Annotated in this window: 21 protein-coding genes and 1 tRNA gene; 9 read left to right on the forward strand and 13 right to left on the reverse strand. The window is 68.3% G+C overall.

What is annotated here, in order from left to right:
- Position 1: 1 nt before the first annotated feature.
- Positions 2-4,828 (reverse strand): beta strand repeat-containing protein, encoded by a 4,827-nt coding sequence (locus tag ACO057_RS21305; RefSeq protein WP_421995253.1) that lies wholly within the window; start codon positions 4,826-4,828, stop codon positions 2-4.
- A 16-nt stretch (positions 4,829-4,844) separates the two neighbouring features.
- Positions 4,845-6,572, reverse strand: coding sequence for a ShlB/FhaC/HecB family hemolysin secretion/activation protein (locus ACO057_RS21310; protein WP_421995255.1), 1,728 nt, complete (start codon positions 6,570-6,572; stop codon positions 4,845-4,847).
- A gap of 327 nt (positions 6,573-6,899) precedes the next feature.
- Here ACO057_RS21310 and trhA point away from each other — a divergent pair, with 327 nt between their 5' ends.
- The gene (trhA, locus tag ACO057_RS21315) at positions 6,900-7,559 is read left to right on the forward strand and encodes a PAQR family membrane homeostasis protein TrhA (RefSeq protein WP_421995257.1); all 660 of its coding nucleotides are present in this window, start codon (positions 6,900-6,902) and stop codon (positions 7,557-7,559) included.
- A gap of 24 nt (positions 7,560-7,583) precedes the next feature.
- Here the strand turns inward: trhA and ACO057_RS21320 are convergent, their stop codons facing one another.
- The 3 genes from ACO057_RS21320 to ACO057_RS21330 all read right to left on the reverse strand — a co-directional run bounded on the left by ACO057_RS21320 (position 7,584) and on the right by ACO057_RS21330 (position 9,471).
- Entirely contained in the window at positions 7,584-7,784 is a 201-nt protein-coding gene (locus ACO057_RS21320) for a hypothetical protein (protein ID WP_421995259.1), read from the reverse strand.
- A 140-nt stretch (positions 7,785-7,924) separates the two neighbouring features.
- On the reverse strand, positions 7,925-8,710 hold the full coding sequence (locus ACO057_RS21325) for an N-formylglutamate amidohydrolase (protein WP_421995564.1): 786 nt from the start codon (positions 8,708-8,710) through the stop codon (positions 7,925-7,927).
- Positions 8,662-9,471, reverse strand: a complete 810-nt coding sequence (locus tag ACO057_RS21330) for a transglutaminase-like domain-containing protein (RefSeq protein ID WP_421995261.1) — start codon at positions 9,469-9,471, stop codon at positions 8,662-8,664. The genes ACO057_RS21325 and ACO057_RS21330 overlap by 49 nt, the downstream gene beginning before the upstream one ends.
- 252 nt (positions 9,472-9,723) lie before the next feature.
- Here ACO057_RS21330 and ACO057_RS21335 point away from each other — a divergent pair, with 252 nt between their 5' ends.
- The gene (locus tag ACO057_RS21335; RefSeq protein WP_421995263.1) at positions 9,724-10,860 is read left to right on the forward strand and encodes a CaiB/BaiF CoA transferase family protein; all 1,137 of its coding nucleotides are present in this window, start codon (positions 9,724-9,726) and stop codon (positions 10,858-10,860) included.
- Positions 10,861-11,001: 141 nt separating this feature from the next.
- Here ACO057_RS21335 and ACO057_RS21340 read toward each other — a convergent pair whose 3' ends face one another.
- The 4 genes from ACO057_RS21340 to ACO057_RS21355 all read right to left on the reverse strand — a co-directional run bounded on the left by ACO057_RS21340 (position 11,002) and on the right by ACO057_RS21355 (position 13,244).
- The gene (locus tag ACO057_RS21340) at positions 11,002-11,214 is read right to left on the reverse strand and encodes a hypothetical protein (RefSeq protein ID WP_421995265.1); all 213 of its coding nucleotides are present in this window, start codon (positions 11,212-11,214) and stop codon (positions 11,002-11,004) included.
- Between the two features lie 175 nt (positions 11,215-11,389).
- Complete coding sequence (locus tag ACO057_RS21345; protein WP_421995267.1) at positions 11,390-11,923, reverse strand: hypothetical protein; 534 nt, start codon at positions 11,921-11,923, stop codon at positions 11,390-11,392.
- 424 nt (positions 11,924-12,347) lie between these two features.
- Positions 12,348-12,665 carry a PepSY domain-containing protein gene (locus ACO057_RS21350; protein ID WP_421995269.1) on the reverse strand — a complete coding sequence of 106 codons (318 nt, stop codon included), beginning with the start codon at positions 12,663-12,665 and terminating at the stop codon, positions 12,348-12,350.
- Positions 12,666-13,168: 503 nt separating this feature from the next.
- Positions 13,169-13,244 (reverse strand) — tRNA-Glu (locus ACO057_RS21355).
- An 81-nt stretch (positions 13,245-13,325) separates the two neighbouring features.
- Between ACO057_RS21355 and ACO057_RS21360 the strand changes: the two genes are divergently transcribed.
- Complete coding sequence (locus ACO057_RS21360; protein WP_421995271.1) at positions 13,326-14,171, forward strand: alpha/beta hydrolase; 846 nt, start codon at positions 13,326-13,328, stop codon at positions 14,169-14,171.
- On the opposite strand, the gene ACO057_RS21365 is transcribed toward ACO057_RS21360, so the two are convergent.
- The 4 genes from ACO057_RS21365 to ACO057_RS21380 form a co-directional block, all read right to left on the reverse strand.
- Positions 14,168-14,506 carry a carboxymuconolactone decarboxylase family protein gene (locus ACO057_RS21365; protein ID WP_421995566.1) on the reverse strand — a complete coding sequence of 113 codons (339 nt, stop codon included), beginning with the start codon at positions 14,504-14,506 and terminating at the stop codon, positions 14,168-14,170. The genes ACO057_RS21360 and ACO057_RS21365 overlap by 4 nt on opposite strands.
- A gap of 97 nt (positions 14,507-14,603) precedes the next feature.
- Positions 14,604-16,958 (reverse strand): ATP-dependent Clp protease ATP-binding subunit ClpA, encoded by a 2,355-nt coding sequence (clpA, locus tag ACO057_RS21370; protein ID WP_421995273.1) that lies wholly within the window; start codon positions 16,956-16,958, stop codon positions 14,604-14,606.
- Positions 16,959-17,104: 146 nt separating this feature from the next.
- Entirely contained in the window at positions 17,105-17,434 is a 330-nt protein-coding gene (clpS, locus tag ACO057_RS21375; RefSeq protein WP_421995568.1) for an ATP-dependent Clp protease adapter ClpS, read from the reverse strand.
- 222 nt (positions 17,435-17,656) lie between these two features.
- On the reverse strand, positions 17,657-18,163 hold the full coding sequence (locus ACO057_RS21380) for a phasin family protein (RefSeq protein ID WP_421995275.1): 507 nt from the start codon (positions 18,161-18,163) through the stop codon (positions 17,657-17,659).
- A gap of 321 nt (positions 18,164-18,484) precedes the next feature.
- On the opposite strand from ACO057_RS21380, the gene ACO057_RS21385 reads away from it, so the two are divergent.
- From ACO057_RS21385 to ACO057_RS21410, 6 genes are all read left to right on the forward strand, one after another.
- Positions 18,485-19,750, forward strand: coding sequence for a serine hydrolase (locus ACO057_RS21385; RefSeq protein WP_421995277.1), 1,266 nt, complete (start codon positions 18,485-18,487; stop codon positions 19,748-19,750).
- 116 nt (positions 19,751-19,866) lie between these two features.
- The gene (galU, locus tag ACO057_RS21390; protein ID WP_421995279.1) at positions 19,867-20,736 is read left to right on the forward strand and encodes a UTP--glucose-1-phosphate uridylyltransferase GalU; all 870 of its coding nucleotides are present in this window, start codon (positions 19,867-19,869) and stop codon (positions 20,734-20,736) included.
- A gap of 57 nt (positions 20,737-20,793) precedes the next feature.
- Entirely contained in the window at positions 20,794-22,113 is a 1,320-nt protein-coding gene (locus tag ACO057_RS21395) for a UDP-glucose dehydrogenase family protein (RefSeq protein ID WP_421995281.1), read from the forward strand.
- Positions 22,113-23,525 (forward strand): phosphoglucomutase/phosphomannomutase PgmG, encoded by a 1,413-nt coding sequence (gene pgmG, locus ACO057_RS21400; RefSeq protein WP_421995283.1) that lies wholly within the window; start codon positions 22,113-22,115, stop codon positions 23,523-23,525. Before ACO057_RS21395 ends, pgmG begins: the two co-directional genes overlap by 1 nt.
- A 143-nt stretch (positions 23,526-23,668) precedes the next feature.
- Positions 23,669-24,649, forward strand: coding sequence for a Bug family tripartite tricarboxylate transporter substrate binding protein (locus ACO057_RS21405; protein ID WP_421995285.1), 981 nt, complete (start codon positions 23,669-23,671; stop codon positions 24,647-24,649).
- Complete coding sequence (locus ACO057_RS21410; protein ID WP_421995287.1) at positions 24,649-25,620, forward strand: Bug family tripartite tricarboxylate transporter substrate binding protein; 972 nt, start codon at positions 24,649-24,651, stop codon at positions 25,618-25,620. The genes ACO057_RS21405 and ACO057_RS21410 overlap by 1 nt, the downstream gene beginning before the upstream one ends.
- Positions 25,621-25,671: the final 51 nt, after the last annotated feature.

A 25,671-nucleotide genomic window follows, 5' to 3' on the forward strand; every position in this document is an offset into this window, starting at 1 on the left:
CTCAGAAATCCTCGCCGCGGACGTTGGGGGGCGCGAGCTCACCCTCTTCCGAGCGGTCGCGGTAGAGGCGGAAGGAGAAGGCCGGGACGGGCGGGCGGAGCTGCTGCGCCATCGTGGCGGCCATTTCGAGCGCGGCGAGCTGGCTGCCCGGATTCACCGCCGTCGCGAAGAACGGGGTGAACTGGAAGGCAGCGGGCACGACCGGCGTGCAGACCGCCGCGCCGATCGCGCAGTTGTTGAAGAGGTAGGAGGTCGGGCGCGGCAGCGGCTCGGCCAGCAGCGTGCCGCCCGCGGTGCCGCGCTGTCCCTTGGCCGCGGCCGACCCGTCGGCGATGCCCCCGATGCTGCCGAAGAGGTTGGCGCTCGCCCCGCCGAAGACGCTGAGGGCGCTGGCGCTCAGCGTGCCTGTGGTGGTGCCGCCCGTTCCGAGGAAGAGCTGGACCGGCGTGTTCGCCGCATTCAGCCCGTTGAAGGTGACGCTGGGCGAGTTGACGGTCAGCAGCGATCCGTTGGCGGTCCCGGCCAGGTTCGCCGAACTGGTCGCGTTGATGCGGATCTCGCCCTGGGCCTGCAGCAGCCCGTTCAGTCCGAAGACGCTCGACTGGATATTTAGGTTGCCGGTGCGGGCGATGGCGGAATTGCCGTTCACCTGCAGGCGCCCGCTGGCGAGCAGGGAGGTGGCCGTGCCGCTCACCGTGCCGTCCACCACCAGGTCGCCCGTCTGGCCGATGCTCAGGAAGCCCGCGGCGTTGACGAGATTGCCGCCCGGGATGTTCAGCTGGTTCGAGGTGTTGGTGAGCCGGAAGTCGCCGCCGATGGTGGAGGCGGCCAGGCGGTCGATGGCGTTCGCGCCGGCCAGCGTGGCGGCGCCGGCCGTCTGCAGTGCCAGCGTGCCGGCGCTGATCCGCCCCGCGCCGCTTTCCGTCAGCGTGCCGCCCGTCTTGAGCGAGACGCTGGGCGCGGCCAGCGTCCCGGTCAGCGACTGGCTGCCCGTCGTGACCAAGGCGAGCGTGGTTCCGGCCGAGAGATCGCCGATGACCGGCAGGACGTTGGCGGCCTCGGTGAGCTGGAGGGAACCACCCGCCGCGCCGGCCAGCGTGCCGAGGGTCAGGACCGTCCCCGGGGCCTGGAAGATGTTGCCCGTGGCCCGGACGTCCAGCGTGCCGGGGAAGCTGTAGGAACTGGCGAAGCTGATCTCGCTCGCCGTCGTGGTCGTCACGCCGCCGAAGGTGGTCGCGCCGAGGCGAAGCGTGCCCGCCGTGATCCTGCCCAGCATGCCCGCCGTCACCTGGAAGGGCTGGGGCGAGGATGGCCCGGGGAACACCGCCATGCCCACGGAGGCGTCGGGCGCGATCTCCACCAGGGGGGCAGTGATACCGGGAGCCGGGCCGGAGGAAGGCGGGGATATGGTCAGCGAGCCCACGCGGAAGGTGGCACGCTGCGTCGCATTGATCGGCATGTTGAGCACGACGTTGCCGGCGGTGCGGATCGCGAAGCTCTGTCCGGTGAAGGGGCTGCCGAAGGTGCCGACCGCCAAATTGCTCACCCCGTTGTCGAAGGCGAAGTCGCCGGGCACGAAGATGTTCGTCAGCGATGAAATGCGGTTCGGCAGGCTCGCCGAGGCGCCGTTCAGCAGCGCGTCGCCGCCGGATTGGACAGAGAGCGTGCTGCCCAGGATCTGCCCGCCGGTCTGCCGGATGCCGCCCAGCCCCGCGGCGAGGGTGATGAAATCGCCCCCGCTCAACGAGCCGATGCGTCCGCCGAGGGTCATGCCCGCGTTGGCGCTGGAATTGGGAAAGCCGTTCGTGAAGTCGAAGCCCGCGAGCAGGGAGATTTGCGGATTGAAGCTCGGCTCCAGCTCGACATAGCTGCCGGCTTCCGTGCGGATGGAGCCCGAGGCGCGGATCTGCACGCCGCCATCGCCGATGACATGGCCCGTCGAGGTGATGTCGAGGTCGCCGCCCACCACATCGATGACGGCGGCGGCGCTGCGCGATTCGAAGGCCCCGGTAATGCGAAGGGACTGCGTGTTCCGAACGGAAGCGCTGCCCTCGCCGATCATTTGCGTGATGGTGCCGATCTGGTTGTCGCCCATCAGCGTGATGCTGTTGAAATAGCTGCGGGCAGCGAGGGTGGGCGTGATCAGGCTCGACCCGGTCGTCTGGAGCAGGGAGCCGTTGGCGATATCGATGGTGGTCGTCCCGCCAACACGGATCGTGCCCTGCAACGTCATGTCGTTCGCGTAGTTGCCGCGCCCATAGAAGGTCAGGTCGCCGGCGATGGTGGAGGTGCCGAGGACGTCCACCGGGTTTCCGCCCTCGCCAGAGGCCAGGACCACGTTGCCGCCGGAGACGATGTTGAGCTGCCCGGCGGCCAGTTCGCCGCTGGTCTGGATGATGCCGCTTGTTCCCGCGGCCAGTTCCACAGCGGCGCCGGAACTTCCGGAAAAGTCGGAGATGAAACCCGCGAGCTGGATGCCGCCAGCAGCGGCCGGGTTGGGCGCGCCGGCCGTGAAGTCGTAGCCGGCCTGCATGCGGATGCTCGGCGCGCTGACACTGCCTCCGCTCCCGAGGATGATGTTTCCCGACGCGCGCAGGAGCGCGACCGCGCCGTCCACGTTGCCGAAGCCACCCCCCCCGCCGACGGCACTCGCGATGGTGAGGTCGCCGCCGACGACATCGATGCTGGCATAGGCGTTGGAGCCGTTGCCGACATTGCCCGTGACGCGCAGCGATCCGACGTTGCGGAACCGGTTCGCGCCGGTGGAGTCCATGCCCCGCAGTTCCAGGACATTGTTGTCGTTGAGCAGCTCGGTATCGGTCCCGGTTTGCGTCACATTGAGCGCGCCACCCACGAACCGCCCCTCGGTGTTGGAGGTGGCGATGCTGCCCTGAGTGGTGATGAGGTGCGTGCTGTCGACCTGGACCAACGCGCCGAGCTGGATGCCGGTCGTGAAGGACCGCCCGGTGAGGGTGATGTTGCCCCCCCCCGCCGTCACGGGGGCGTTGATGAACAGCGTGCCGCCCTCGCCCTCGGCTGAGAGCGAGATGTTGCCATTCTGGGTCTGCACCGCGCCGGCAATGGTGACGAGGCTACCCCCCGAGGCCTGGCCGGTGACGGTGATGTCGCCCCCGACCGCCGTCATCGGGGAGTTGATGGTCAGGAAGTTGCCCGAGGCCGTGAGCGAGATGCCGCCATTCAGGGTGAGCAGCGCGCCGGAGATGGTGATGTTGGCGCCCGTCATCGTCAGGTTGCCGCTGGCGAGGGTGATCGGCGCGTTGACGAAGATGTCCGTCCCCGCCGTGAAAGTGAGGCCGCCGATGCTCGTCCGGTTGATCGCCGAGTTGACGGTGATCGTCTGCGTCGCCTGAAGCTCGATGGTGGAGCCGTTGAAGATGGGGTCGTTGACGATGCCGGCCGCGATGACGGAGGTCGTCGGCGGGCTGGCGGAACCCAGGATCGCGCCGGTGAAGTCCGTGGTGGACGTGTTCACGGTAGGATCGCCATCGGCGACGATGGTGATCGTGGTCGGGTCGATCAGGAAGGTTCCTCCCCTTCCGTTCGGCCCCGCGCTGACGTCGACCCGGCCCATGATCGCCAGGCCCTGCTGGCCCGAGATCTCGATGAAGCCGCCATTGCCGCCCTGCGGGCCGCCGCGCGCGGAGATCGTGCCGGCGTGGACGGTGTACTCCGACGAATTGACGACGACGGTTCCGCCGTTCCCGCGCTCGGTGGCATCGGCCCGGATCTCGGCGCCCTGAGCCACGCCGGTGCGGCGCGCGAGGCGCGTGGTGTTGCGCGGGGCAATTCCGCCGACGGCGATCGTGCCGCCGCCCGTGCGGCCCGAGGCATTCACGCGCGCGGTCGAATCCACCAGCGTCCGTTCGCCGAGAATCTGGATGTCGCCGCCCCGCGTGCCGGCCGCGAGACCCTCCGCGCTGACCTGACCCTCGATGCGCACGGCGCCGCCATTGCCCGTCACCACCACGCGGCCGGTGCGGCGCGTGGCGGCGTCGGTATTGGCGGCGATGCGGCCGCCGGCGCGCACCAGGTCCTGCACGATGCCGTCCACCGCCGAGGCGGTCAGCACCACCGTGCCGCCGGTCGCCGTCACGGTGCCGGTATTGGTGACCAGCGCCTCGCCATTCGTGGGCGCCTGCCGCACGGGCGAGGTGACCTCGAGCGAGAGCAGTCCGTCGCCATGCAGATCGACCACCGAGGTCTCGGCGCCCGCCAGAACCACGCGGCCCATGCGCGCGCGGATGACGCCGCGATTGGCCACCTGCGGCGCGACGAGCGCGGCGAGGCCGGCCTCGCGCACCGTGATGGTGCCGTTGTTCTCGATGCGCGCATCGGGGCGGCCGGGCTGGTCGAAGTTCATGCGCCCGCCGCGCATGAAGGCCTCGTTGGAGATATTGGCCGTCGAGACCACGAGGCCCGCGGCATTCACCGTCGAGCCCTGGTGGAAGACCACGCCCGACTGGTTGACGATGGCGATCTGGCCATTGGCCGTGATCTGCCCGGCGATCTGCGAGGGGTTGGGCGAGATCACGCGGTTCAGCGTGATCGAGCTGCTGGATGGCTGCTGGAACTGGACGGCCTGGTTCCGCCCGACATCGAAGCTCTGCCAGTTGATCGCCGCGCGGTCGGTGGTCTGGTTGATGACGGTGCGCCCGGCATCGCCGCCGATCGTGGCCGAGCCGGCGACGACCGCGCCGCCCTGCGGACGCGCGTTGGCGGCGGGCTGAGCCTGGGCGAGCGCCGGGAAGATGAGCGCCGTACCGGCCAGCAGGGCGGCGCGGAGGGTCTTCGGGGAGGTGGCCATCATGGGATGCGATCCTCCGTCAGAAACGCGCGAGGACGCGCCAGAAGAACGCATCCTCGTGCAGCGCCGGGACGGCCGGGCCCTGGGGTTGGCGGGTGGCGCGCCGCACGCCCTCGAACTGCGCCTCGAAGCGCTCGTTCACCTGCATGCGCAGGCCGAGCCCGAAGGAGTGGATGCGGCGGTCGGGGTCGGCGGGCTGGTTCTCGAAGGTCCAGCCGGCATCGGTGAAGAGGTAGTAGGTCGGCGCCAGCCTGAGCCCGACGCCGAAGGCGCTGAGCTCATGCGTGGTGGAAAGCTGCACCTCGCCGGAGACGGCGATGGCGCTGTCGCCCGTCACCTCGCCGGCATAGAAGCCCCGGCCCAGCCGATTGCCGCCCATGTAGAATTTCTCGGCCAGCGGCAGGATGTCGTTGGACCATTGCCCCGCGACCGAACCCTGCAGCGAGATCAGCGCGCCCGCCCAGGGCGAGAAGAGCGCCTGGGTGCGCGTGGCCTCGCCGTTCAGCTTGGTGAAGTCGCCATTGGCGCCGAGGCGCGAGGGGTTGCGTCCGACCGAACCGCCGACGCCCTGGCTTAGCCGCAGGCTGATGAAATTCGTGGCCGGCCGGCTCTCGCCCGCGAAGAGATCGAAGGTGGTCCAGTCGGCGCCGGCGCGCAGCATGCGCAGGCTGTCCTGCGAAAGGCGCGCGCGCTGTCCGCCTGTTCCGTCCACCCAGATCTGGCTGTCGATCGTATCGAAGGCGCCGACGAGATTGAGCGTCTGCGAGCGGCGGCGGATGATCGGATAGGAGAGCGAGGCGCCAGCCACGGTGGAATCGCCCTCATAGCCCAGGCTGCGCAGCACGCCGGAGGGGTTGGAGGTGCCATGTCCGGCGTAGAGCCGCACCTGCAGGCCGGACCCGCCGATATAGCCGCGCCAGCTCGCCTGGCCGAAGATCTGCGTCGTGGCGCGCGCGTAGAACAGCGCCAGCTCCGTCTGCTCGCCGAGCGAGGTGAAGGAGTTGAACTGCACCGCGGCCAGGCCCTGCTCGGGGCCCGAGAAGCGCGGGCCGCGATTATCGGCCGTGACATAGCCCGTCACCGCCCGGCGCGAGAGCTGCGCCACCAGCGAGAGCGCGCCCGGCGCGGTCCCGGACGGGCGCAGCACGGTGCGGACGGTCAGGCCGGGGATGTCCTGCGCCAGCAGCAGCTGCCGCTCCAGCGTCGCGACGTCGAGCGGCTGGACGTTCACCAGCCGGTTCAGGAAGCGCAGCACCTGAGTGCCGGCGGGGCCCACATCGCCGTCGAGCTGGACCTCGCTGATGAAGCCCTCCGCGACCTGGAAGCGCAGCGTGCCATCGGGGCCCAGATTGGCGTCGGCGGTGACGAAGGCGAAGCCGCGCTCGCGATAGAGCGTGACGATGGCGGCGCGGGCATTTTCGATATTGGCGATGGGCACGGCCGGGCCGGTGACGTCGCCGACGGCAGCCTCGAGCTCGGCCGGGGTGAAGGCGGTGGCGCCGAGAAAGGTGACGCGTCCGACCGCCGCCTGCCCGGTCACGCCCTCGGCGGGGCGGGCGGCGGCGGGCGCGTCCAGGCCGGGGCCGACGCGGGGCAGGTTGAGCGGGGCGAGCTGCGGGATGGGCGTGCCGCCGGGCGGGATGATGCCGGGCGGCGGGACCTGCGCCAGACCAGCCGTCGCGGAGAGCGCCAGGATTGCCGCGATTACCGTGCCTTGGCGTGCCGAGACCGTCCTAGACTTCCGCATCAAGTCCGTCCCCCGGCTCAACTCTTTAAGGCCTGATAATTACTGTAAATTATATTCTTTATGATGATAGCCGATTCGACGGCAATGCAAGCCGCAGTTGATCCAGCTTGGGTCTTTGGCGCAGGCCTGTGTCGAGAGAGCATCAGTGGTCGATCTGGGCCTGAGAACATGATCGCTCGAATTCAGTAGAACGAAGAATAGGCGAAAATCATACAAATGACGGAGCGCCTCGCGCGCCGGCCCAAGCGAGGGTCGTGGAATTCGGCGGATGGGGCAGGGCAAGCGTGCACCCTTGTCCATCACGGATCGATATCGACATGTTGTGCCATGACGAATTCCATCGCCCGGCCGTCCGTCCCGCCAGGCGAGCTCCTCGCCGATGCCTGCATCCACGTCCTGGGCGTCACCGCTTCCGTGATCGCCTGCGTCGCGCTGGTGGCCGTGACGCCGAGGACCGCGAACGGGATCGCCCTGGCGGCCATCGGCCTCTACGCCGCCGGGCTGGTCGCGATGCTGGGCTGCTCCGCCGCCTATAACCTCGCCGCGGAGGGGCCGCGCAAGCAGCTGCTGCGCCGCTTCGACCATGCGGCGATCTTCCTGATGATCGCGGGCACCTATTCGCCCGTCTCGCTGCTGGGCATCGGCGGCGGCTGGGGATGGAGCGTGGCCGGCTTCGTCTGGGCGGGGGCGCTGGTCGGGGCCTCGCTCAAGCTCTTCTTCGAGCCGGGGAGCTACGAGCGCGCGGCGATCGCGGCCTATCTGCTGCTGGGCTGGGCGGGGATCGTGGCCATCGGGCCGATGCTGGCGGCGATGCAGGGCCTGGACCTCGCCTTGGTGGGCGCGGGCGGGCTGCTCTACAGCCTGGGCGTCATCGCCCATGTCTCGAAGCGGATGCCGTACCAGAACGCGATCTGGCACGGCTTCGTGCTGGCCGCGGCCTCCTGCCACTTCATCGTGGTGCTGCGGCTGGCGGCGGGGCTGGGCTGAGGCCTGGGCCCCTTCAGGGCCGGCTCAGCGGCGGGCCATGCCCTTCTTGATCTCGCGCTCGATCGCCGCGCGCTCGCCGGTGCCCACGCGACGGACGATCTCCTTCACGATCGCGACGGAAAGCCGGTGCCGCTTGGCGATGTCCGCCACTTCCGCCTCGGGGAGCACCACGGGCTCGGGAGCCTTCGGCGCGGCCGCGGGCTTTGCCTGATTCTTCACGACCATGATCTGTCCAGTTCCTGTGCCTCGTCCGGAGCGAGGGGGTTGAGGCGAGCTGTCCCGGCTTCGCCGCGGGACGTCACGGCACGAACGCAATGCGCCGAGGCGGCGGGCGCCGTCTCGGCAAAGCCTGGGCCAGCAATGGCCTAGGGCAGGCGGGACAGGATGGCGGCGAGGCGCCGCGCCCATTCCTCGATGTCTGGGGCGGTGCCGAGAAGATCCTGGCGGATCTCAATCAGGGCGGCTGGGAGGCCGCGCGCATCGCCATGCACGGGCACCGTATAGTCCTCGTTGAGGTCGATGCGATAGGGCTCGTTGTCGCCGACGGTCAAAGCGGCGTCGGCGCGCAGCCCGGCGAGAAGCCCGGCACCCAGCGTCGTGGCCTCGCGATAGAGCACGCCGGCCTGCCAGATCCGCCGCGCGCCGAGGAAGACCGGGGTGAAGCTGTGGATGCCGAGCACGGTGCTGGCGCGCCCGGCCGCATCGCGCCGGTCGAGGAACCGCGCGATGCGCGCCGCGAAAGGCGTGAAATAGGCCGCCTGGCGCTCCGCGACCTCCTGGGGCGTCAGATCCTGGTTGCCCGGAATGAGCGTGGCCTCGCTGACCGGGGGGATGCTGCTGGGCGCGCCGGGCGGGCGGTTGCAGTCGATGAGCAGGCGCGAATAGCCGGCGAGGAACAGCGGCGCATCCAGTCTTGCGGAAAGCCGCCGCGCGAGATCGGCCGCGCCGATGTCCCAGGCGATGTGGCGCTGGAGCTCGGCGGGCGGCAGGCCCAGCCCGTTGTAGCGGGCCGGGATGTGGTTCGAGGCGTGCTCGCAGATCAGGACGATCGGCGAGCTTCCACCCTCGTTCAGAACCGTGACGGCTTCGGGATCCGGCTGGGTCAGCTCACGACCTCGTCGGTGAAGACCTGGAAGTTCGTGAGGGTGCAGGGGCCGAAGGTCGTGGCGATGGCGACATCGGTCGCGTCGCGGCCGCGCGCCACCAGGATGCGCCCGATGCGCGGCCGGTTGTTGCGCGGATCGAAGGTGTGCCAGTGATCGTCGAGATAGACCTCGAACCAGGCGGCGAAATCCATCGGGTCGGCGACGGGCGGGACGCCGATATCGCCCAGATAGCCCGTGCAGTAGCGCGCGGGGATGTTCATGCAGCGGCAGAAGGCGACGGCGAGATGCGCGTAGTCGCGGCAGACGCCGATCCGCTCCTCATAGGCCTCGGAGGCGGTGCGGGTGGCGCGCGCATGGTGGTAGCCGAACTGGATGTGGTTGTGCACGAAGTCGCAGATCGCCTGCACCGTCGCCCAGCCGCCCGGGCTCGCGCCGAAGAGCGACCAGGCGGTGTTGGAGAGCCGGTCCGTATCGCAGTAGCGGCTGCCGAGCAGATAGACGAGGAATTCGTCCGGCACCTCCTGCACCGGGCGATGCGCGGCATGGGGGGCGAGGGCATCCCAGGCGCCGGGATCCTTCACGGTGAGGCGTGACGAGATGGTGATCCGTCCGGGCGGCGCGACGATGCGCGTGCAGCGGTTGCCGAAGCCGTCCACATAGGCGCGCCAGGGCACGGGCGGGTCGAAGGAGATCTCGGCCGGGCCGATCAGATCGGGCTCGCGCGAAGGATGGGGGCTGATCATCAGCAGCATGGGCGTGGCCTGGGGGCAGTCATAGGCGATCTGGCAGCCGGCGGCGATCCGCATGGAAGCTCCTGAGGAATGAATCGGGCAGCGCGGAGGGTCGGCGGCCGGCAGCTTAACCTCGGAGCCCCCGCCAAGGTTGTCGGAAGTCTGCGATCGTTTCGGCGCGCGGCCCGGGCAGGGCGGAACCTGCCCGGACAAGCGGCAGATGCACCCGGAAAGTGCCCCCCGATCCCGGCGGAGGTTGCGCGATGCGCCGGAATGCGGCCGGAATGGCGGCACGTGTCCGAATCAGAATCGTCTCGAGGGAAGTCCATGGATCTGCCGCTGGAAGGCATTACCGTCATCGAAGTGGGCCAGGCGCTCGCGGGGCCGCTGGCCGGCGCGGTGCTGGCCGATATGGGCGCCGACGTCATCAAGGTCGAGAAACCCGATGGCGGCGACGATGCCCGCCTCTGGGGACCTCCCTACGGACCGGACGGCGTGACCTCGCTCTATTTCCACGGGCAGAACCGCAGCAAGCGGTCCATCACCCTGGACCTGAAGAATCCCGAGGACATCGAGGCGCTGCACCGGATCTGCGCGACGGCCGATATCCTCATCCAGAACCTGCGCCCGGGCGTGGTGGACGAGATCGGCATCGGGCCCGAGGCCATGCTCGCCCGCCACCCGCGCCTCATCTACTGCTCGATCTGGGCCTTCGGCTTCGAGGGACCGATGAAGATGAAGCCGGGCTTCGATCCGCTGCTCCAGGCCTATGGCGGCATGCTGAGCGTGACCGGCCAGCCCGACGGCCCGCCGACCTTCTGCGGCGCCTCGATCAACGATAAGGCCACCGGCCTGTTCATCACCATCGGCGCGCTGGCGGCGCTGCGCTGGCGCGACCAGACGGGGAAGGGCTGCCTGGTGGATTCGTCGCTCTTTGAGACGGCGGCCTTCTGGGTGGAGGGGCAGATCAACACCTATCTCTCGACCGGCGACATCCCCAAGCGCCACGGCACCGGCGCGGCCGTCATCGTCCCCTACCAGACCTTCGAGACGGCCGACCGCCCGCTCTGCCTCGCCGCCGGCAATGACCGCTTCTTCGCGCGGGCGGCGAAGGTGCTGGGACATCCCGAATGGGCCGAGGATCCGCGCTTCGCCAAAGGGGGAGACCGGGTGCGCAACAAGGCCGCGCTCATCCCGCTCATCGCCGCCGCCTTCGTGACCAAGCCGCGCGATCACTGGCTGGAGGCGCTCGATGCGGTCGGCGTGCCAAGCGGGCCGGTGAACGACATCGCCGAGGTGACGGAGAGCGCGCAGATGGCGGCGGTGGGCCTACTGCGCGACCTGCCGGAGGGCGGGCCGAAGGTCGTCAGCCTGCCGCTGTCCTTCAACCGGCGCCGGCCTTTCCCGCGCCGTGCGGCACCCCGGCTGGGGCAGCACAATCGTGAGATCCTCGGGCGGGACTGAGGGCGGCGCTAACCTGGCGGCGCGATCGAATGCGCCGCGACTCTGTCGCCGTCAGGCCCGGAAAACGCGAAAGCCCGGCTCGGGTCTCCCCGGCCGGGCTTCTGCGATCCAACGCATGGCGAGGCGTGCTGGAGCCTCAGGTCACTTATGCGAATGACCATGCGCCGTCTTGGAGCTGGTCGCGGCATGCCCGCTATGCTCGTGTGCCGTCGTAGCGTGCTTCTTGGCCTCGTCGTGATTGCCGGTCTCATGGTGATGCGCCGCCTGCATCGCGTGATGTGCGGCGACCTGATGGTGGGCGGCCGCTTCGTGGTGGTGGGCGGCGGCGGGATGCTTCGCCTTGTTGGTGGACATGGCTCACTCCTCGATTTTGTTGTGGTACCGAGGAGTTAACGCGGCCGCGTCTGGCGCAGTTTCGCTAAACATCGTCCATCATCCGGGCTTGGCCTACGGCCAGCCCCGGCCGGCGGACCTGATGCCTCGCCATCCATCGCAATTCTTCAACTTTTCGGTGTCTGGAAGGCGAGGCCTAGAAGGGGATCTCGTCTTGCAGGATGTTGCGCAGTGCGGCCTGGCGCATGAGGGCAGGCTCCTTTCGCTTGGGGGCCACCCCCACCACCTCACCCTCGATCGGTAGAGCCCGCGCGGCCTCGATGTGGAGCATCCCTCTACGGACCGGGATCCAGCCGGCCACCGGGCTCGTATAGGAGCAGCGATCGCTGCCGATCTCCCATTCCTCCCCGGCCACCAACACCCGCGGATCGCCCTGCGCATTGGTTGTGACGACGCCGGCGGCGATCAGCTCCATGTCATCGTCTGGAACGCCGCTTTCCCAGATGAACATGGCCACGCCGCCCACGTGATATTCATGCCGTGAGCCCGGGATCAGGAGATCGCCGGATTTGATCCCCAGATGGCTCAGACCCTCGCCGATCATGTAGGCGCCCGCGCCGCCGGAGCCGAATAGCCAGGCGCGGAGATCGGCCACGTCGAACCTGCCCTCCGCGTCGGGGCAAGGAGGAATCTGGATGTCGTCTCTCACTGCCCGCTTGCCCATGTGCACCTCCTGCCTGCTTGATGTTGAGAACATAAGTGGAACATAGCGGGTGAGTCGAGTCCGGAATCGAGGGGCGAAAGCCGGCTAGGGAGGCTCCCTTGCACCACGCCTAGGGACTCGCCGAGCCTTCGGCGTGGTGAGCGCGGCGAGGGGAGAAGGGCTTTGGGAGATTGCCGCACGAGCCGATGCCATTCTTCATCGGGCCAGGCAAAGCGGGCGCGACTTGCCCGAGCATTTCCGCATCACCAGCAAGCCGAAGCCAGAAGTCGGTATCGGTGGCCGCTGACGGGATGCAGAATCCGTCGAGGGAACGCAAAAGCTCGTTATTCCTGCCGGAGCCAACCGCTCGATATTCCTGCGCCCCGTGCGCCTCACAACGAAAAGCGCCCGCCCTCACGAGGGGGACGGGCGCCTTTCTTCGATCGCCGATTTATCTGAACATGTTTACTGACGGGGATAATTCCTCCCCGGTCGCGGCATCTAGCCGCACCTTGAAACTCTGGCCCTGGACGGGGAGGATTTTGACCTCCCAGACGACCTGGCCGCGATGAGTTTCCAGCTCGGCTGCGATCATTCGCCCGCGATGGCGGCGCTCCAGCTCGGGCAGCAGATCCGAGATGGAACGCACCTGCCCTCGCTCCACCGCCACGCGCACAATCTCACGCTCGCGCTCGCCAGCCGCGGCAGGTTGCAAGGGGACAGTGGCGAGACCGAACAACATCAGCAAAGGAACAGCTCGAAGAAGCATTTCGTCTCCTGTCAGATGGGGCGGAAATTTCCGTTTCCCATTAATGCGAGATCGAAACTGAACCTATGATAAACAGAAAGTTCATAATACGTTCAGTATTATTGCCGAATATCCCGGTTAATGAAATATATCAATATAATTAATATAGTAAAACTTAATATAAACGAAATATGATTGAGAATTTATGAATACATTAATTTGCGATATTTAGGGTAGCGATAGGCGTCACTCATTTCATTATCGATGACAGAAGTTGGACTGGGATCGATACCGCAGAAACGCGAAAAAACCCCGGTGCCGGCCCTCCCGGCCGAGCTTTCAGATCGCCGGAATGACCGGATGAGTCAGGGTGGGCGCACCGCCCCATTCCGCAGGGGCGACGTCACGACGTTTCAGGCATCGCAGGGCGACCGCGAGAACCGAACGACCCGTCCGGAAAACCAACCGGAAACTCGCAACTCGGCCGATGAGGGAATCGGGCGGAAGCCAAGGAAAGAGTTAGGTGGTGTCCCCAACGGGATTCGAACCCGTGCTGCCAACGTGAAAGGCTGGTGTCCTAGGCCTCTAGACGATGGGGACATACCGTGCCGCGCGGCTTAGAGGCGATGTTGCGCGCGGTCAATCCTGGCAACCATCCTCGCGCCAAGTGATTCTCGTAGGATGACGTTTTCCGCCCCTTTGCGCCGCGCCGTGCTGTCCACCGCGGCGCTGTTTCCGCTCGGCGCCTGCGCGCCCACCCGAATCGCCGGCGCCTTGACTCCGAAAGGAGGCACGACGCGCGAGCAGGGCATCGCCTACGGTCCGCTGCCCCGCCATCATTTGGATCTCTATGCCCCACCCGGCCTGCCCGAGACCGCGCCGCTGCTGGTCTTCATTCCCGGCGGCGGCTGGCGTGCGGAGGAGCGCGAGGATTACCGCTTCGTCGCCTATCCCCTGGCCGGGCTGGACTGCCGCGTGGCGGTGGTCGACTACCGCCTCTGGCCGGAAACCCGCTTCCCCGGCTTTGTGGAGGATACCGCCCTCGCGACCCGCTTTCTCGCCCGGCGAGAGCCTCGGCGGCGCCTGATCCTGATGGGGCACTCCGCGGGCGCCTTCAACGCGGGCTGCGTGGCGCTTGACCCACGCTGGGGTGCACAGGACCGGGTGGGGGGCTTCATCGGCCTGGCCGGCCCCTATGATTTTACCGCGGACGAGGTCGACCCGCCTGGCATCTTCGCCGACGCGCCGCATGTGCAGGCCGCTCCAGGCGCGCTGGGGCCCGCAACGCCGCCGATGCTGCTCCTGCATGGCGAGGCGGACACCATCGTCCGTCCAGGGCACTCCAGCGATCTCGCCGCCCGGGCCCGAGCCGCCGGGCGGCCGGTGCGCCACGTCACCTATCCCGGCATGGGCCATATCGGCGTCCTGGCCGCCCTGGCCGCGCCCGTCCGCGCCCTGGGTCTCGAGGGCGGGGACGTGCTCGGCGAGGTGCGGGCCTTCCTGGCTCAGGCCGGCGGCGTGGTCTAACCGCTCGTCCCGTCCATGGCGTCCAGCACGTGCAGCGAATAGGTCATCGCCGCGCCGGCGTTCAGCGCGATGGCCACACCCAGCGCCTCGGCGACCTCCTCCTTTGTCGCGCCCGCGGCCTTGGCCTTGCGCGCATGGGCGTCGATGCAGCCCCCGCAACGCGTTGTGACGGCCACCGCGATGGCGATCAGCTCGCGCGTCTTGGCGTCGAGATGCTTCGTCGTCGCGGCGCCTCGGCTGAGGGCGGAAAAACCCTTCACGGCCTCGGGATGCAGGGCGGTGAATTCCTTGCCCCTTGCGCCCAGGGCGGCGTGGTAGCCGTCCCAATCCTCGATCCGGGTATCGGTGGTCATTCCGCAGCTCCCTTCAAAATGAAAAAGGCCCCCGCCGGAGATCCGACGAGGGCCTGATTTTACTGAGCGGTGTTCGCGATCACTCCGCCGTCGCTTCCGGCTCCTTCTCCGCCTCGCCATCGCCTTCCGGCTTGGGCAAAGCGGCGACCGGCGCCTCGGCGATGTCGAAGGTCAGCCCGCCTTCGGACAGGTTCACCTTCACCGAGCCACCCTTCACCAGCCGCCCGAAGAGCAGTTCCTCGGCCAGCGGCTTCTTGATGAACTCCTGGATCACGCGGGCCAGCGGCCGCGCGCCATAGAGCGGGTCGTAGCCACGCTCGGCCAGCCACTCCTTGGCCGCGCTCGAGAGCTCGATCGTGACGTTGCGGTCGGCCAGCTGGGCCTCGAGCTGCATCACGAACTTCTCGACCACCTGGGCGACGATCTCGGCCGAGAGACCCGCGAAGGGGATCACGGCGTCGAGGCGGTTGCGGAATTCGGGGGTGAACATCCGCTTCACCGCCTCCTCGTCCTCGCCCTGGCGCACCGGGCTGCCGAAGCCGATGGTCGACTTCTGCATGTCCGCCGCGCCCGCATTGGTCGTCATGATGAGGACGACGTTGCGGAAATCGACCGTCTTGCCGTTGTGGTCGGTCAGCTTCCCGTGGTCCATCACCTGCAGCAGGATGTTGAACAGGTCCGGATGGGCCTTCTCGATCTCGTCCAGCAGCAGCACGCAATGCGGATGCTGGTCGATGCCGTCGGTCAGCAGGCCACCCTGGTCGAAGCCCACATAGCCCGGCGGCGCGCCGATCAGCCGGCTCACGCTGTGCCGCTCCATGTATTCGGACATGTCGAAGCGGATCAGCTCGATGCCGAGCGTCTTGCTGAGCTGCTTGGCCACCTCCGTCTTGCCGACGCCGGTCGGGCCGCTGAACAGGTAGTTGCCGATCGGCTTCTCGGGATCGCGCAGCCCCGCGCGGGACAGCTTGATCGCGGAGGACAGCGCCTCGATCGCCTTGTCCTGCCCGAAGACCATCGCCTTGAGGTCGCGCTCCAGGGTGCGGAGCGTCTCCTTGTCGTCGGCCGAGACGGATTTGGGTGGGATGCGCGCGATCTTCGCGACGGTCTCCTCCACGTCCTTCAGGGTCACGGTCTTGCGACGCTTGCCCTCGGGCAGCAGCATCCGCGAGGCGCCGACCTCGTCGATCACGTCGATCGCCTTGTCCGGCAGCTTGCGGTCGTGAATGTACTTCGCGGAAAGCTCCACCGCGGCGCGGATCGCCTCGGGCGTGTAACGGACCTTGTGGTGCTTCTCGTAATTGGTCTTGAGGCCCGTGAGGATCTTCACGGTGTCCTCGATCGTGGGCTCGTTCACGTCGATCTTCTGGAAGCGCCGCACGAGCGCGCGGTCCTTCTCGAAGTGGTTGCGGTATTCCTTGTAGGTCGTGGAGCCGATGCAGCGCAGCGTGCCCTGGGCCAAGGCCGGCTTGAGCAGGTTGGACGCATCCATCGCGCCGCCGGACGTCGCGCCCGCGCCGATCACGGTGTGGATCTCGTCGATGAAGAGGATGGAGGCCGGCTGGGCCTCCAGCTCGTTCACGACGGCCTTCAGCCGCTCCTCGAAGTCGCCGCGATAGCGTGTGCCCGCCAGCAGGCTGCCCATGTCGAGCGAGAAGATGGTGCTCTTGGCGAGCACCTCCGGCACGTCGCCCTCGACGATGCGCTTGGCCAGGCCCTCGGCGATGGCCGTCTTGCCCACGCCCGGATCGCCCACATAGAGCGGGTTGTTCTTCGTGCGCCGGCACAGGATCTGGATCGTGCGCTCGATCTCGATGTCGCGGCCGATCAGCGGATCGATCTTGCCGGCCAGCGCGCGCTTGTTGAGGTTCACGCAATAGGTGCTGAGCGCATCCTGGTTGCGGTTGCCGCCGCGCGGCTTCTCCTCGCGGTCCTCCTTGCCGGCATTGTCCTCGGGCGTCGGCGCCTGGCCCTGGACGGGGCGGGGCTGCGAGCGGCCGGGGGCCTTGGCGATGCCGTGGCTGATGAAGTTCACCGCGTCCAGCCGCGTCATGTCCTGCAGCTGCAGGAAATAGACGGCGTGCGACTCGCGCTCCGAGAAGAGCGCCACAAGCACGTTCGCGCCCGTGACCTCGTCGCGGCCGCTGCTCTGCACATGGATCGCCGCGCGCTGCACGACGCGCTGGAAGCCGGCGGTCGGCTTCGGATCGCCCGTGCGGTCGCTGACGAGGCCGGCGAGATCCTTGTCGAGGAACTCGGTCAGCTCGCGCTTGAGCTTGTCCCCATCGACGCCGCAGGCGCGCAGCACGGTGGTCGCATCCGCATCGTCACAGAGGGCGAGGAGGAGATGTTCGAGAGTGGCGTATTCGTGGCGGCGGTCATTGGCCAGACCAAGCGCACGATGGAGCGTCTGCTCGAGATTGCGGGATAGCATGGTTCAACGCTCCCCTAGCGGGTGCCGGATACCGGAATGGCATCGCGGCGGGTTTACAATGATGTGGTGGCTCTCCCCCTGCCGACACATCCGACGTCAACGCATAAGACAGTTGCGCGGGGCGGTTCCGCACGTCTTTTTTTGTATCATTCTTTCTCGATGGTGCACTGGAGCGGGTGCTGGTTCTGGCGAGCCAGATCCATCACCTGCGTCACCTTCGTCTCGGCGACCTCGTAAGTGTAGACGCCGCAGACCCCGACTCCACGGCGATGGACGTGCATCATGATGCGCGTCGCCTCGTCGCGGTTCTTCTGGAAAAAGCGCTCGAGCACATGGACGACGAATTCCATCGGCGTGTAGTCGTCGTTCAGCATCAGCACCTTGTACATCGCGGGCTTCTTGGTCTTCGGCCGCGGCTTCACGACCACGCCGGTGGACGGGCCCCCGTCGCCGTCCCGCTTGTCCGGATCGGACATCGTGATCCTGGTCATCTCTCGCTTCCGGTCGTGCATAGCTGGCTCATCTGTGAGGAAGGATATCGGGAGCCGGGAGCCCACGGGAAGGGGTTGAAAGCGTCACATGGCGGAATGAATAAAAGGAAAAGGCCCGCGCGCCATCCATATGGCGTGCGGGCCCTCCATCAGGCATGAGCTTTTCCCGCCGCGGACGAGACGTCCACGGCGGGGTTGTCCGGACGATCAGGCCGCGAGCGGCTTGGTCATCTTCTCCATGGCGAGCGTCACGCGGGCCGAGATCGGCTCCATCGCGGTCTCGGCCAGCTTCAGCGAGGCCTCCTGCAGCTTGGTGGCGTCGGCCACGGCGCGCTCGAAGGCCGTCTTGGCGAAGGAGGCCTGGAAATCGGCGGCTTCCTTGAGGCTCTTCAGGGCGGAGAGGGTCTTGGTCGCCTCGATCGCCTGCTCGGAGAAGGACTGGAACATGGTCACCGTCTGGCGGGACAGGTCCTGCATGCCGGCCATATAGGCCTGCGTCGCCTTGCTGACCGCCTCGAAGTTGCCACGGCCGAACTCGACCGCCTCTTCGGAGGCCTTCATCAGGTCGCCGGCGGTCTTGTTGGCCGTCTCCATCGTCTTCTCGACGGCGACGCGGGCCTGGGCCACGCCATCGGTCGCGATCTGCTTCGCCTGGGCGGCGCCGGTCTGGGCGGCGTCGGCCATCGTCTTCTTCATGTCGGCAACATTGGCCATGGTCTTAATCCCTTTGCATCGCCGCCCTGATGCAGGGAGGCCTGTGATCTCGGTCTGGTCGTGCGTTCCAGTCATCCGTTGGCCGTTTGCTGCAGCGCAACATGACGAGGCCGATTTATGGGGTCGTCCGGTCCAATGCAAGGACTTTTTGTGCGGTGCACAAAAATTTCTCCACCCGCGATCCCGGCCGGGCCCTGGTCCTTTCCGGCGGGCTTTCGTTCGAAACGGATGGACAAACCGGCCCTCGACTGTTTCTTTGCATTTCAGCGCGGGCCGAACCTTGGGGGAGGCGACGTCCGTGTTCGCTTTGGGGAAAGCCGCATGACCACATCCACCATCCTGCGCGCCGTGGCCGGCGCTCTCTTCGCCGTGGGCCTTCTCGCGGCGCCGGCGAGCGCCCAGATCACCGCGAGTCCGCGCTATTCGGGCATGGTGGTGGATGCGAGGACCGGCAATGTGCTGATCGCCGAGGCCGCGGACGAGACTCGCCACCCGGCCTCGCTCACCAAGATGATGACCCTCTATATGCTCTTCGAGGCGATGCAGGCTGGCCGCTTCCGCCTCAGCACGCCGATCGTCGTGAGCGCCGAGGCCGCCTCGCAGCCGCCGACCAAGCTCGGCGTGCCGGCCGGCGGCAGCATTTCCACCGAGAGCGCCATCCTGGCCCTGATCACCCGCTCGGCCAACGATATCGCGGTGGCCGTCGGCGAGGCGCTGGGCGGCGACGAGCAGAGCTTCGCGCGGATGATGACGCAGCGCGCCCGCTCGCTCGGCATGTCGCGCACCACCTTCCGCAACGCCTCCGGCCTGCCCGACCCCGACCAGGTGACCACGGCGCGCGACATGACGCTGCTCGGCCGGCGCCTGATCCAGGATTTTCCGGAGCACTACCACTACTTCTCCATGACCCACTTCGCCCATGGCAGCCGGCTGATCCGCAACCACAACGGCATGCTGCGCGACTATCCGGGCGCCGACGGTATCAAGACCGGCTACATCACCGCCTCCGGCTTCAACATCGTGACCTCGGCCCAGCGCGAGGGCGTCCGGCTGGTGGGCGCCGTCTTCGGCGGCAATTCCTGGGCCCAGCGCAACGGCCGCATGGCCGAGCTGCTGGATGCCGGCTTCTCCCGCCTGGGCGTGCGCGACGTGCCGGCGCCCACCGTGATGGCCGCCCTGCCGCCCGCGCGCCTGGCCCGGCATGACGCCACTGTCGGCCCCGGCCCGCGCCGCGCCGGCACCTTCCGCCAGGCCGCGCTCCGCGAGCCGGTTCCCGTCCGCCGTGGCGCCGCCGCGCGTCAGGCGACGGCTACCCGCTCCGGCGCTCGCGTGCGGACCGTCCAGGCGGCGTCGGCCCCGCAGCGGGCCGTCCGCGCCACGGCCGCGACCCGTCCGGCGCCGGCCCGCGCCACGCGCTCCCGCTCGGCGCAGCAGTCCCCTCCGACCCGCGCGGCGCAGGCCCGCGCGATGCCGACGCCCGCCGTCCGCACGGCCCAGCGTGCCACCCCCGCGCGGGAAGTCCAGGCGACGCCGCCTGCGCGCACCCGCGCCGCCTCGGCCGGACGCTCCGGCCAGGATCCGGGCTGATCTCCGCTCGGGCGGCGGGCTGTGCGAAATCTCGATGAAACCCGCGAAGCCATGACTTGCCGCGACCGGCTTGGGCATGGCAACAGCTTGGACCGACTGAACAAAGGGGACTCACTGTGCTGAAGCCGCTCAAGAAGGCCGTCATGCCCGTTGCCGGCATGGGCACCCGATTCCTCCCCGCCACCAAGGCCATCGCGAAGGAGATGCTGCCGGTCGTCGACCGTCCGCTGATCCAATATGCGGTGGACGAGGCGCGCGCCGCCGGCATCGAGCAGTTCTGCTTCGTCACCGGGCGCGGCAAGATGGCCATCGTCGAGCATTTCGACGTCCATTTCGAACTGGAGCGCATGCTCGAGGAGCGCGGCAAGGCCAAGGAGCTCGCCGAGCTTCGCGCCCAGTCGCTGCCGCCCGGCAGCATCACCACCACGCGCCAGCAGGTGCCGATGGGCCTCGGCCATGCCATCTGGGCCGCGCGCAGCTTCATCGGCGACGACCCCTTCGCCATCTTGCTGCCCGACGACCTGATGATGTGCGACGTCTCCTGCACCAAGCAGCTCGCCGACGCCTATCGCGAGACCGGCGGCAACGTCGTGGCCATCGAGGAAGTTCCGATGGAGCGCGTCAACAAGTATGGCGTGATCGACATCGAGAAGGACATGGGCCGTCTCGTCTCGGTGAAGGGCCTCGTGGAGAAGCCCCCGATCGACCAGGCGCCGTCGAACCTCACGATCATCGGCCGCTACGTGCTGATGCCCGAGGTCATCGCCCATCTCGCAAAGATGGAGCTGGGCGCGGGCGGCGAAGTGCAGCTGACGGACGGCATGGCCAAGCTCCTCGGCCACCAGCCCTTCCACGGCCTGCGCTACGAGGGCAAGCGCTTCGATTGCGGCGACAAGATCGGCTATCTGGAGGCGCAGATCGCCTTCGCCCTGAAGCGCCCTGATCTTGCCCCACAAGTGCGCGAGTTCCTGACGAAGTATCGCTGAACGGGGACCTGCGATCCTCGCGGGATCTTGAATGTTCGGGGTTGCAGAGGGTTCGGCATGAGAATCGCGATGATCGGGGCCGGCTATGTCGGCCTGGTCTCTGGCGCCTGTTTCGCCGAATTCGGCGTCGACGTGGCCCTGGTGGACACCGATGAGACCAAGGTCGCCGCGCTCAAGGCCGGGCGGATCCCGATCTACGAGCCCGGCCTCGAAAACCTCGTGGCCGACAACGCCCGCGAGGGACGCCTCACCTTCACCACCCGCCTCGACGAGGCGGTCGCCGGCGCGGAGGTCGTCTTCCTCGCCGTCGGCACGCCCACCCGGCGCGGCGACGGCCATGCCGACCTCTCCTATGTCTTCGCCGCCGCCGAGCAGGTGGCCCGCGCGGCCCGCGGCCCGCTCGTGCTCGTCACCAAGTCCACCGTCCCCGTCGGCACGGGCCGCGAGGTCAAGAAGCGCGTCCAGGCCGTGCGCCCGGACCTCGACATCACCGTCGCCTCGAACCCCGAATTCCTGCGCGAGGGCGCGGCCATCGCCGATTTCATGCGGCCCGACCGCATCGTCCTCGGCGTCGAGGAGGGCGCGGCGGGCGAGCGCGCGCTCGCCGTCCTCAAGCGCCTCTACCGCCCGCTCTATCTGATCGAGACGCCCATCGTGGCCACCGGCCTCGAGACGGCCGAGATCATCAAATACGCCGCCAATGCCTTCCTCGCGCTCAAGATCAGCTTCATCAACGAGGTGGCCGACCTCTGCGAGAAGGCGGGCGCGGACGTGCAGCAGGTCTCGCGCGGGATCGGGCTGGACGGGCGGATCGGGCGGAAATTCCTGCATGCGGGGGCGGGCTATGGCGGCTCGTGCTTCCCCAAGGACACGCTGGCCTTCGCGCGCACCGGCCAGGCCCTGGGCGCGCCGCTGCGCCTGGTGGAGACCACCATCGCAGTGAATGACGACCGCAAGATCGCCATGGCCGACCGCGTGATCGCGGCCTGCGGCGGCGACGTGGCGGGCAAGACGATCGGCATTCTGGGCCTGACCTTCAAGCCCGAGACCGACGACATGCGCGACGCGCCCTCGCTGGAGATCGTGCCGCGGCTTGTGGCGGCCGGGGCCATCTTGCGCGCCTATGATCCCGAGGGGATGGAGGTCGCCAGGCCGCTGCTGCCGGCGTCGGTGCAATATGTGCGCAATGCCATCGAGGCCGCGACGGGGGCCGAGGCGCTGGTGCTGCTGACGGAGTGGAACGAGTTCCGCAACATCGCGCCGCAAAAGCTCGCAACCGCCATGGCGGGTCGCATCCTGCTGGACCTGCGAAACGTTTACGATCCGCCCGCGATGCGCGAGGCTGGATTCACCTATCACTCGATCGGACGACCCTGATGGCCGCCTTCTCCCATACCTTCGACAAGACCTCGCTGCGCGAATACGACATTCGCGGAATCGTGGGGAAGACCCTGCATCCGGCGGATGCCTTCGCGATCGGCCGCGTCTTCGGAACCATCGTCGCGCGCGCCGGCGGGAGCCGCGTCGCCGTCGGACGCGACGGGCGCCTCTCCTCGCCGGAGCTGGAGAAGAGCCTGGTGGGCGGTCTCGTCGCCTCGGGCATGGAGGTCGTCTGCGTGGGCGTCGGGCCGACGCCGATGCTCTATTTCGCGAGCTACGACCAGAAGGCCGACGGCGCCGTGATGCTGACCGGCAGCCACAATCCGCCCGACTACAACGGCTTCAAGATGATGATCGGCAAGAAGCCGTTCTTCGGCAAGGACATCCAGACCCTCGGCGCCATGGCGGCGAGCGGCGATGTCGTCCCCGAGACCAAGGGCTCCTCGCGCGAGGTCGATGTCAGCGAGACCTATATCGAGCGCATGGTGAAGGACTATGCCGGCGGCGCGAAGAAGCTGAACGTCGTCTGGGATCCGGGCAATGGCTCGGGCGGCGCGGTGACGGAGCGGCTGGTGAAGCGCCTGCCCGGCACGCATCACCTCATCAATGCCGAGATCGACGGCACCTTCCCGAACCACCACCCCGACCCGACGGTGCTGAAGAACCTCGAGCAGATCATCGCCAAGGTGAAGGAGACGAAGGCCGATCTCGGCATCGCCTTCGACGGCGACGCGGACCGCATCGGCGTGGTGGACGGCGAGGGGCACATGCTCTTCGGCGACCAGCTGCTGGTCGTGCTGGCGCGCGACGTGCTGAAGAGCCATCCGGGCGCGACCATCATCGCCGACGTGAAGGCCTCGCAGGTGCTGTTCGACGAGGTGGCCAAGGCCGGCGGTGTGCCGATGATGTGGAAGACGGGCCACAGCCTCATCAAGCAGAAGATGGCCGAGACGGGCAGCCCGCTGGCCGGCGAGATGTCGGGCCACACCTTCTTCGCCGACAAGTGGTACGGCTTCGACGACGCGCTCTATTCCGCCGTCCGCCTGCTCGACATCCTGGCGCGCAGCGACGAGAGCCTGGCCGATATGCGCAAGGCCCTGCCGCAGGTGATCAACACGCCGGAGCTGCGCTTCAACTGCGAGGAAGAGCGCAAGTTCGAGGTCATCGAGGAGGTGAAGGCCCGCCTCGCCTCGGCCGGGGCCAAGGTCCAGGCGGTGGACGGCGTGCGCGTCCTGACCGAGGACGGCTGGTGGCTGCTGCGCGCCTCCAACACCCAGGCCGTTCTGGTCGCGCGCGCCGAGGCGAAGACGCAGGAAGGGCTGGAGCGGCTGAAGGCCCAGCTCGTGCACCAGCTGGAGGCCTCCGGCCTCGCCGCGCCGGATTTCTCCGGCGAGAATGCGGGGCACTGAAGGTACGGGCGGCCGCTTCACCGCGCGGGCGATCGCGCCGGCGCGGATCGGCGTCAAACTCCGCATTGACGCGCGGTAATCCGCGCGGCCAACTCTCCTGAACGAGGGCCGCCAGAAGGCGGCTCCGACAGGAGGTGTCCGATATGATTGCCCGCCGTTCCCTTGCCGTGGCCGGTTTCGGCCTTGGCCTCGCCCCCGCCATCCTCCGCGCCCAGGCGTGGACGCCGAACGGCCCGATCCGCGTGGTCGTGCCCTTCCCGGCGGGCGGCACGACGGACGTGCTGGCGCGCCTTTTCGCGCAGCGCCTGACCGAGACGATGGGCGTCTCCGTCGTGGTCGAGAATCGAGGCGGCGCGGGCGGTTCCATCGGCGCGGATGTGGTGGCGAAGGCCGCGCCCGACGGGCAGACGCTGCTCTTCCACAACCTCACCTTCAGCACGACGACGGCGGCGATGGAATTCGCCAATCGCGCGCCGCATTCCATCGAGCGCGACTTCGCGCCCATCAGCCTCGGCGCGAATGTGCCGATGATGCTGCTGGTGGCGCGCGACGTGCCCGCGAACAACATCGCCGAGTTCGCGGCCTGGGCGAAGACGCAGCCCACGCCGCCCTTCTACGGCTCCACGGGGCCCGGCAGCACGATGAACCTCGTGGCCGAGGTGCTGAAGCGCGACGGCGGCTTCAACATGGAGCACGTGCCCTTCCGCGGCGCGGCGCCGCTGGTGCAGGACATGCTGGCCGGCCGCATCCAGTTCGGCGGCGACCAGCTTTCCTCCTCGCTGCAGAACATGCGCAGCGGCGCGCTCAAGCCCATCGCGACGCTGGCCGCCACGCGCGCGACGGCGATGCCCAATGTGCCCACGGTGCGCGAGCAGGGCTTCCCCAATGCGGAGCTGCTGGGCTGGAACGGCTATTTCGCGCCCGCCCGCACGCCCGAGCCGATCCTCGCCCGCCTGCAGGCGGAGATCGCCGCGGCCTCGCGCCATCCCCCGCTCGCCGCGCGGATCGCGGAGCTGGGCGCCGAGCCCGGCGGCAATAGCAGCGCCGAGTTCACCCAGCAGGTGCACAGCCAGGTCGCGGCCGTGCGCCCGCTGGTGCAGACGCTGAATCTGAGGGTCGAGTGATGCTCTCTCGCCGGCTTCTGACGGGCGGGCTGCTCGCCGCGCCTTCCCTCGCGCGCGCCCAGTCCTGGACGCCGACAGGCCCGATCCGGCTCATCGTTCCCTTCGCCGCGGGTGGCACGACGGACATTCTCGCGCGGCTCTACGCGCAGCGCCTGTCGGAGAATATGGGCGTGGCCTTCCTCGTGGAGAATCGCGGCGGGGGCGGCGGTTCCATCGGCGCGGATCTCGTGGCGAAGGCCCCGCCGGACGGGCAGGTGCTGCTGTTCCACAACTCCACCTTCTCGGCGACGACGGCGGTGATGGAGTTCCAGAATCGCGCGCCGCATTCCCTCGAGCGCGACTTCGCGGCCATCAGCCTCGGCGCGCTGGTGCCGACGGTGATCCTGGTTCACCCCTCGGTGCCGGCGACCAACCTCGCCGAGTTCATCGCCTGGGCGCGCGCGCAGCCCAAGCCGCCCTTCTATGGTTCGACCGGGCCGGGCAGCGCTGGGCATCTGACGGGCGAGGTGCTGAAGCGCGACGGCCAGTTCGAGATGGAACACGTGCCCTTCCGTGGCGCCTCGCTGCTGGTGCAGGAGATGCTGAGCGGGCGCATCCCCTTCGGCGGCGACCAGCTGTCCTCGGGAATGCCGCATATCCGCGCGGGCTCGGTGCGGCCCATCGCCATCCGCTCGACCGCGCGCAATCGCCTGCTGCCGGACATCCCGACGGTGCGCGAGCAGGGCTTTCCGAATGCGGAGATCCTGGGCTGGAACGGCTTCTTCGCCCCGGGCCGCACGCCGGAAGCCATCCTGATCCGCCTGCAGGCCGAGATCGCGGCGGCGGCGCGGCATCCGCAGGTGGCGGCGCGGATCGATGAGCTGGGCGCCGATCCCGGCGGCAATTCCAGCGCGGAGTTCACCACGATGGTGCATGGCCAGGTGGCGGCGCTGCGGCCGGTCGTGGCCTCGCTCGGATTGCGGATGGAGTAGGCGCCGGATTGGCCGCGCCTTATCTCCGTCCTAGGCTCCCCGCAACAATTG

Origin of the sequence: Roseococcus sp., from assembly GCF_965227005.1 — a bacterium.
Lineage (GTDB): Bacteria > Pseudomonadota > Alphaproteobacteria > Acetobacterales > Acetobacteraceae > Roseococcus.

What these genes read in the sequence shown, in the direction of transcription:
- ACO057_RS21305 (WP_421995253.1), bottom strand. Translation starts at nt 4,828, where the DNA reads ATGATGGCCACCTCCCCGAAGACCCTCCGCGCCGCCCTGCTGGCCGGT.
- ACO057_RS21310 (WP_421995255.1), bottom strand. Translation starts at nt 6,572, where the DNA reads ATGCGGAAGTCTAGGACGGTCTCGGCACGCCAAGGCACGGTAATCGCG.
- trhA (WP_421995257.1), top strand. Translation starts at nt 6,900, where the DNA reads ATGACGAATTCCATCGCCCGGCCGTCCGTCCCGCCAGGCGAGCTCCTC.
- ACO057_RS21320 (WP_421995259.1), bottom strand. Translation starts at nt 7,784, where the DNA reads ATGGTCGTGAAGAATCAGGCAAAGCCCGCGGCCGCGCCGAAGGCTCCC.
- ACO057_RS21330 (WP_421995261.1), bottom strand. Translation starts at nt 9,471, where the DNA reads ATGCGGATCGCCGCCGGCTGCCAGATCGCCTATGACTGCCCCCAGGCC.
- ACO057_RS21335 (WP_421995263.1), top strand. Translation starts at nt 9,724, where the DNA reads ATGGATCTGCCGCTGGAAGGCATTACCGTCATCGAAGTGGGCCAGGCG.
- ACO057_RS21340 (WP_421995265.1), bottom strand. Translation starts at nt 11,214, where the DNA reads ATGTCCACCAACAAGGCGAAGCATCCCGCCGCCGCCCACCACCACGAA.
- ACO057_RS21350 (WP_421995269.1), bottom strand. Translation starts at nt 12,665, where the DNA reads ATGCTTCTTCGAGCTGTTCCTTTGCTGATGTTGTTCGGTCTCGCCACT.
- ACO057_RS21360 (WP_421995271.1), top strand. Translation starts at nt 13,326, where the DNA reads ATGACGTTTTCCGCCCCTTTGCGCCGCGCCGTGCTGTCCACCGCGGCG.
- clpA (WP_421995273.1), bottom strand. Translation starts at nt 16,958, where the DNA reads ATGCTATCCCGCAATCTCGAGCAGACGCTCCATCGTGCGCTTGGTCTG.
- clpS (WP_421995568.1), bottom strand. Translation starts at nt 17,434, where the DNA reads ATGTCCGATCCGGACAAGCGGGACGGCGACGGGGGCCCGTCCACCGGC.
- ACO057_RS21380 (WP_421995275.1), bottom strand. Translation starts at nt 18,163, where the DNA reads ATGGCCAATGTTGCCGACATGAAGAAGACGATGGCCGACGCCGCCCAG.
- ACO057_RS21385 (WP_421995277.1), top strand. Translation starts at nt 18,485, where the DNA reads ATGACCACATCCACCATCCTGCGCGCCGTGGCCGGCGCTCTCTTCGCC.
- ACO057_RS21395 (WP_421995281.1), top strand. Translation starts at nt 20,794, where the DNA reads ATGAGAATCGCGATGATCGGGGCCGGCTATGTCGGCCTGGTCTCTGGC.
- pgmG (WP_421995283.1), top strand. Translation starts at nt 22,113, where the DNA reads ATGGCCGCCTTCTCCCATACCTTCGACAAGACCTCGCTGCGCGAATAC.
- ACO057_RS21405 (WP_421995285.1), top strand. Translation starts at nt 23,669, where the DNA reads ATGATTGCCCGCCGTTCCCTTGCCGTGGCCGGTTTCGGCCTTGGCCTC.
- ACO057_RS21410 (WP_421995287.1), top strand. Translation starts at nt 24,649, where the DNA reads ATGCTCTCTCGCCGGCTTCTGACGGGCGGGCTGCTCGCCGCGCCTTCC.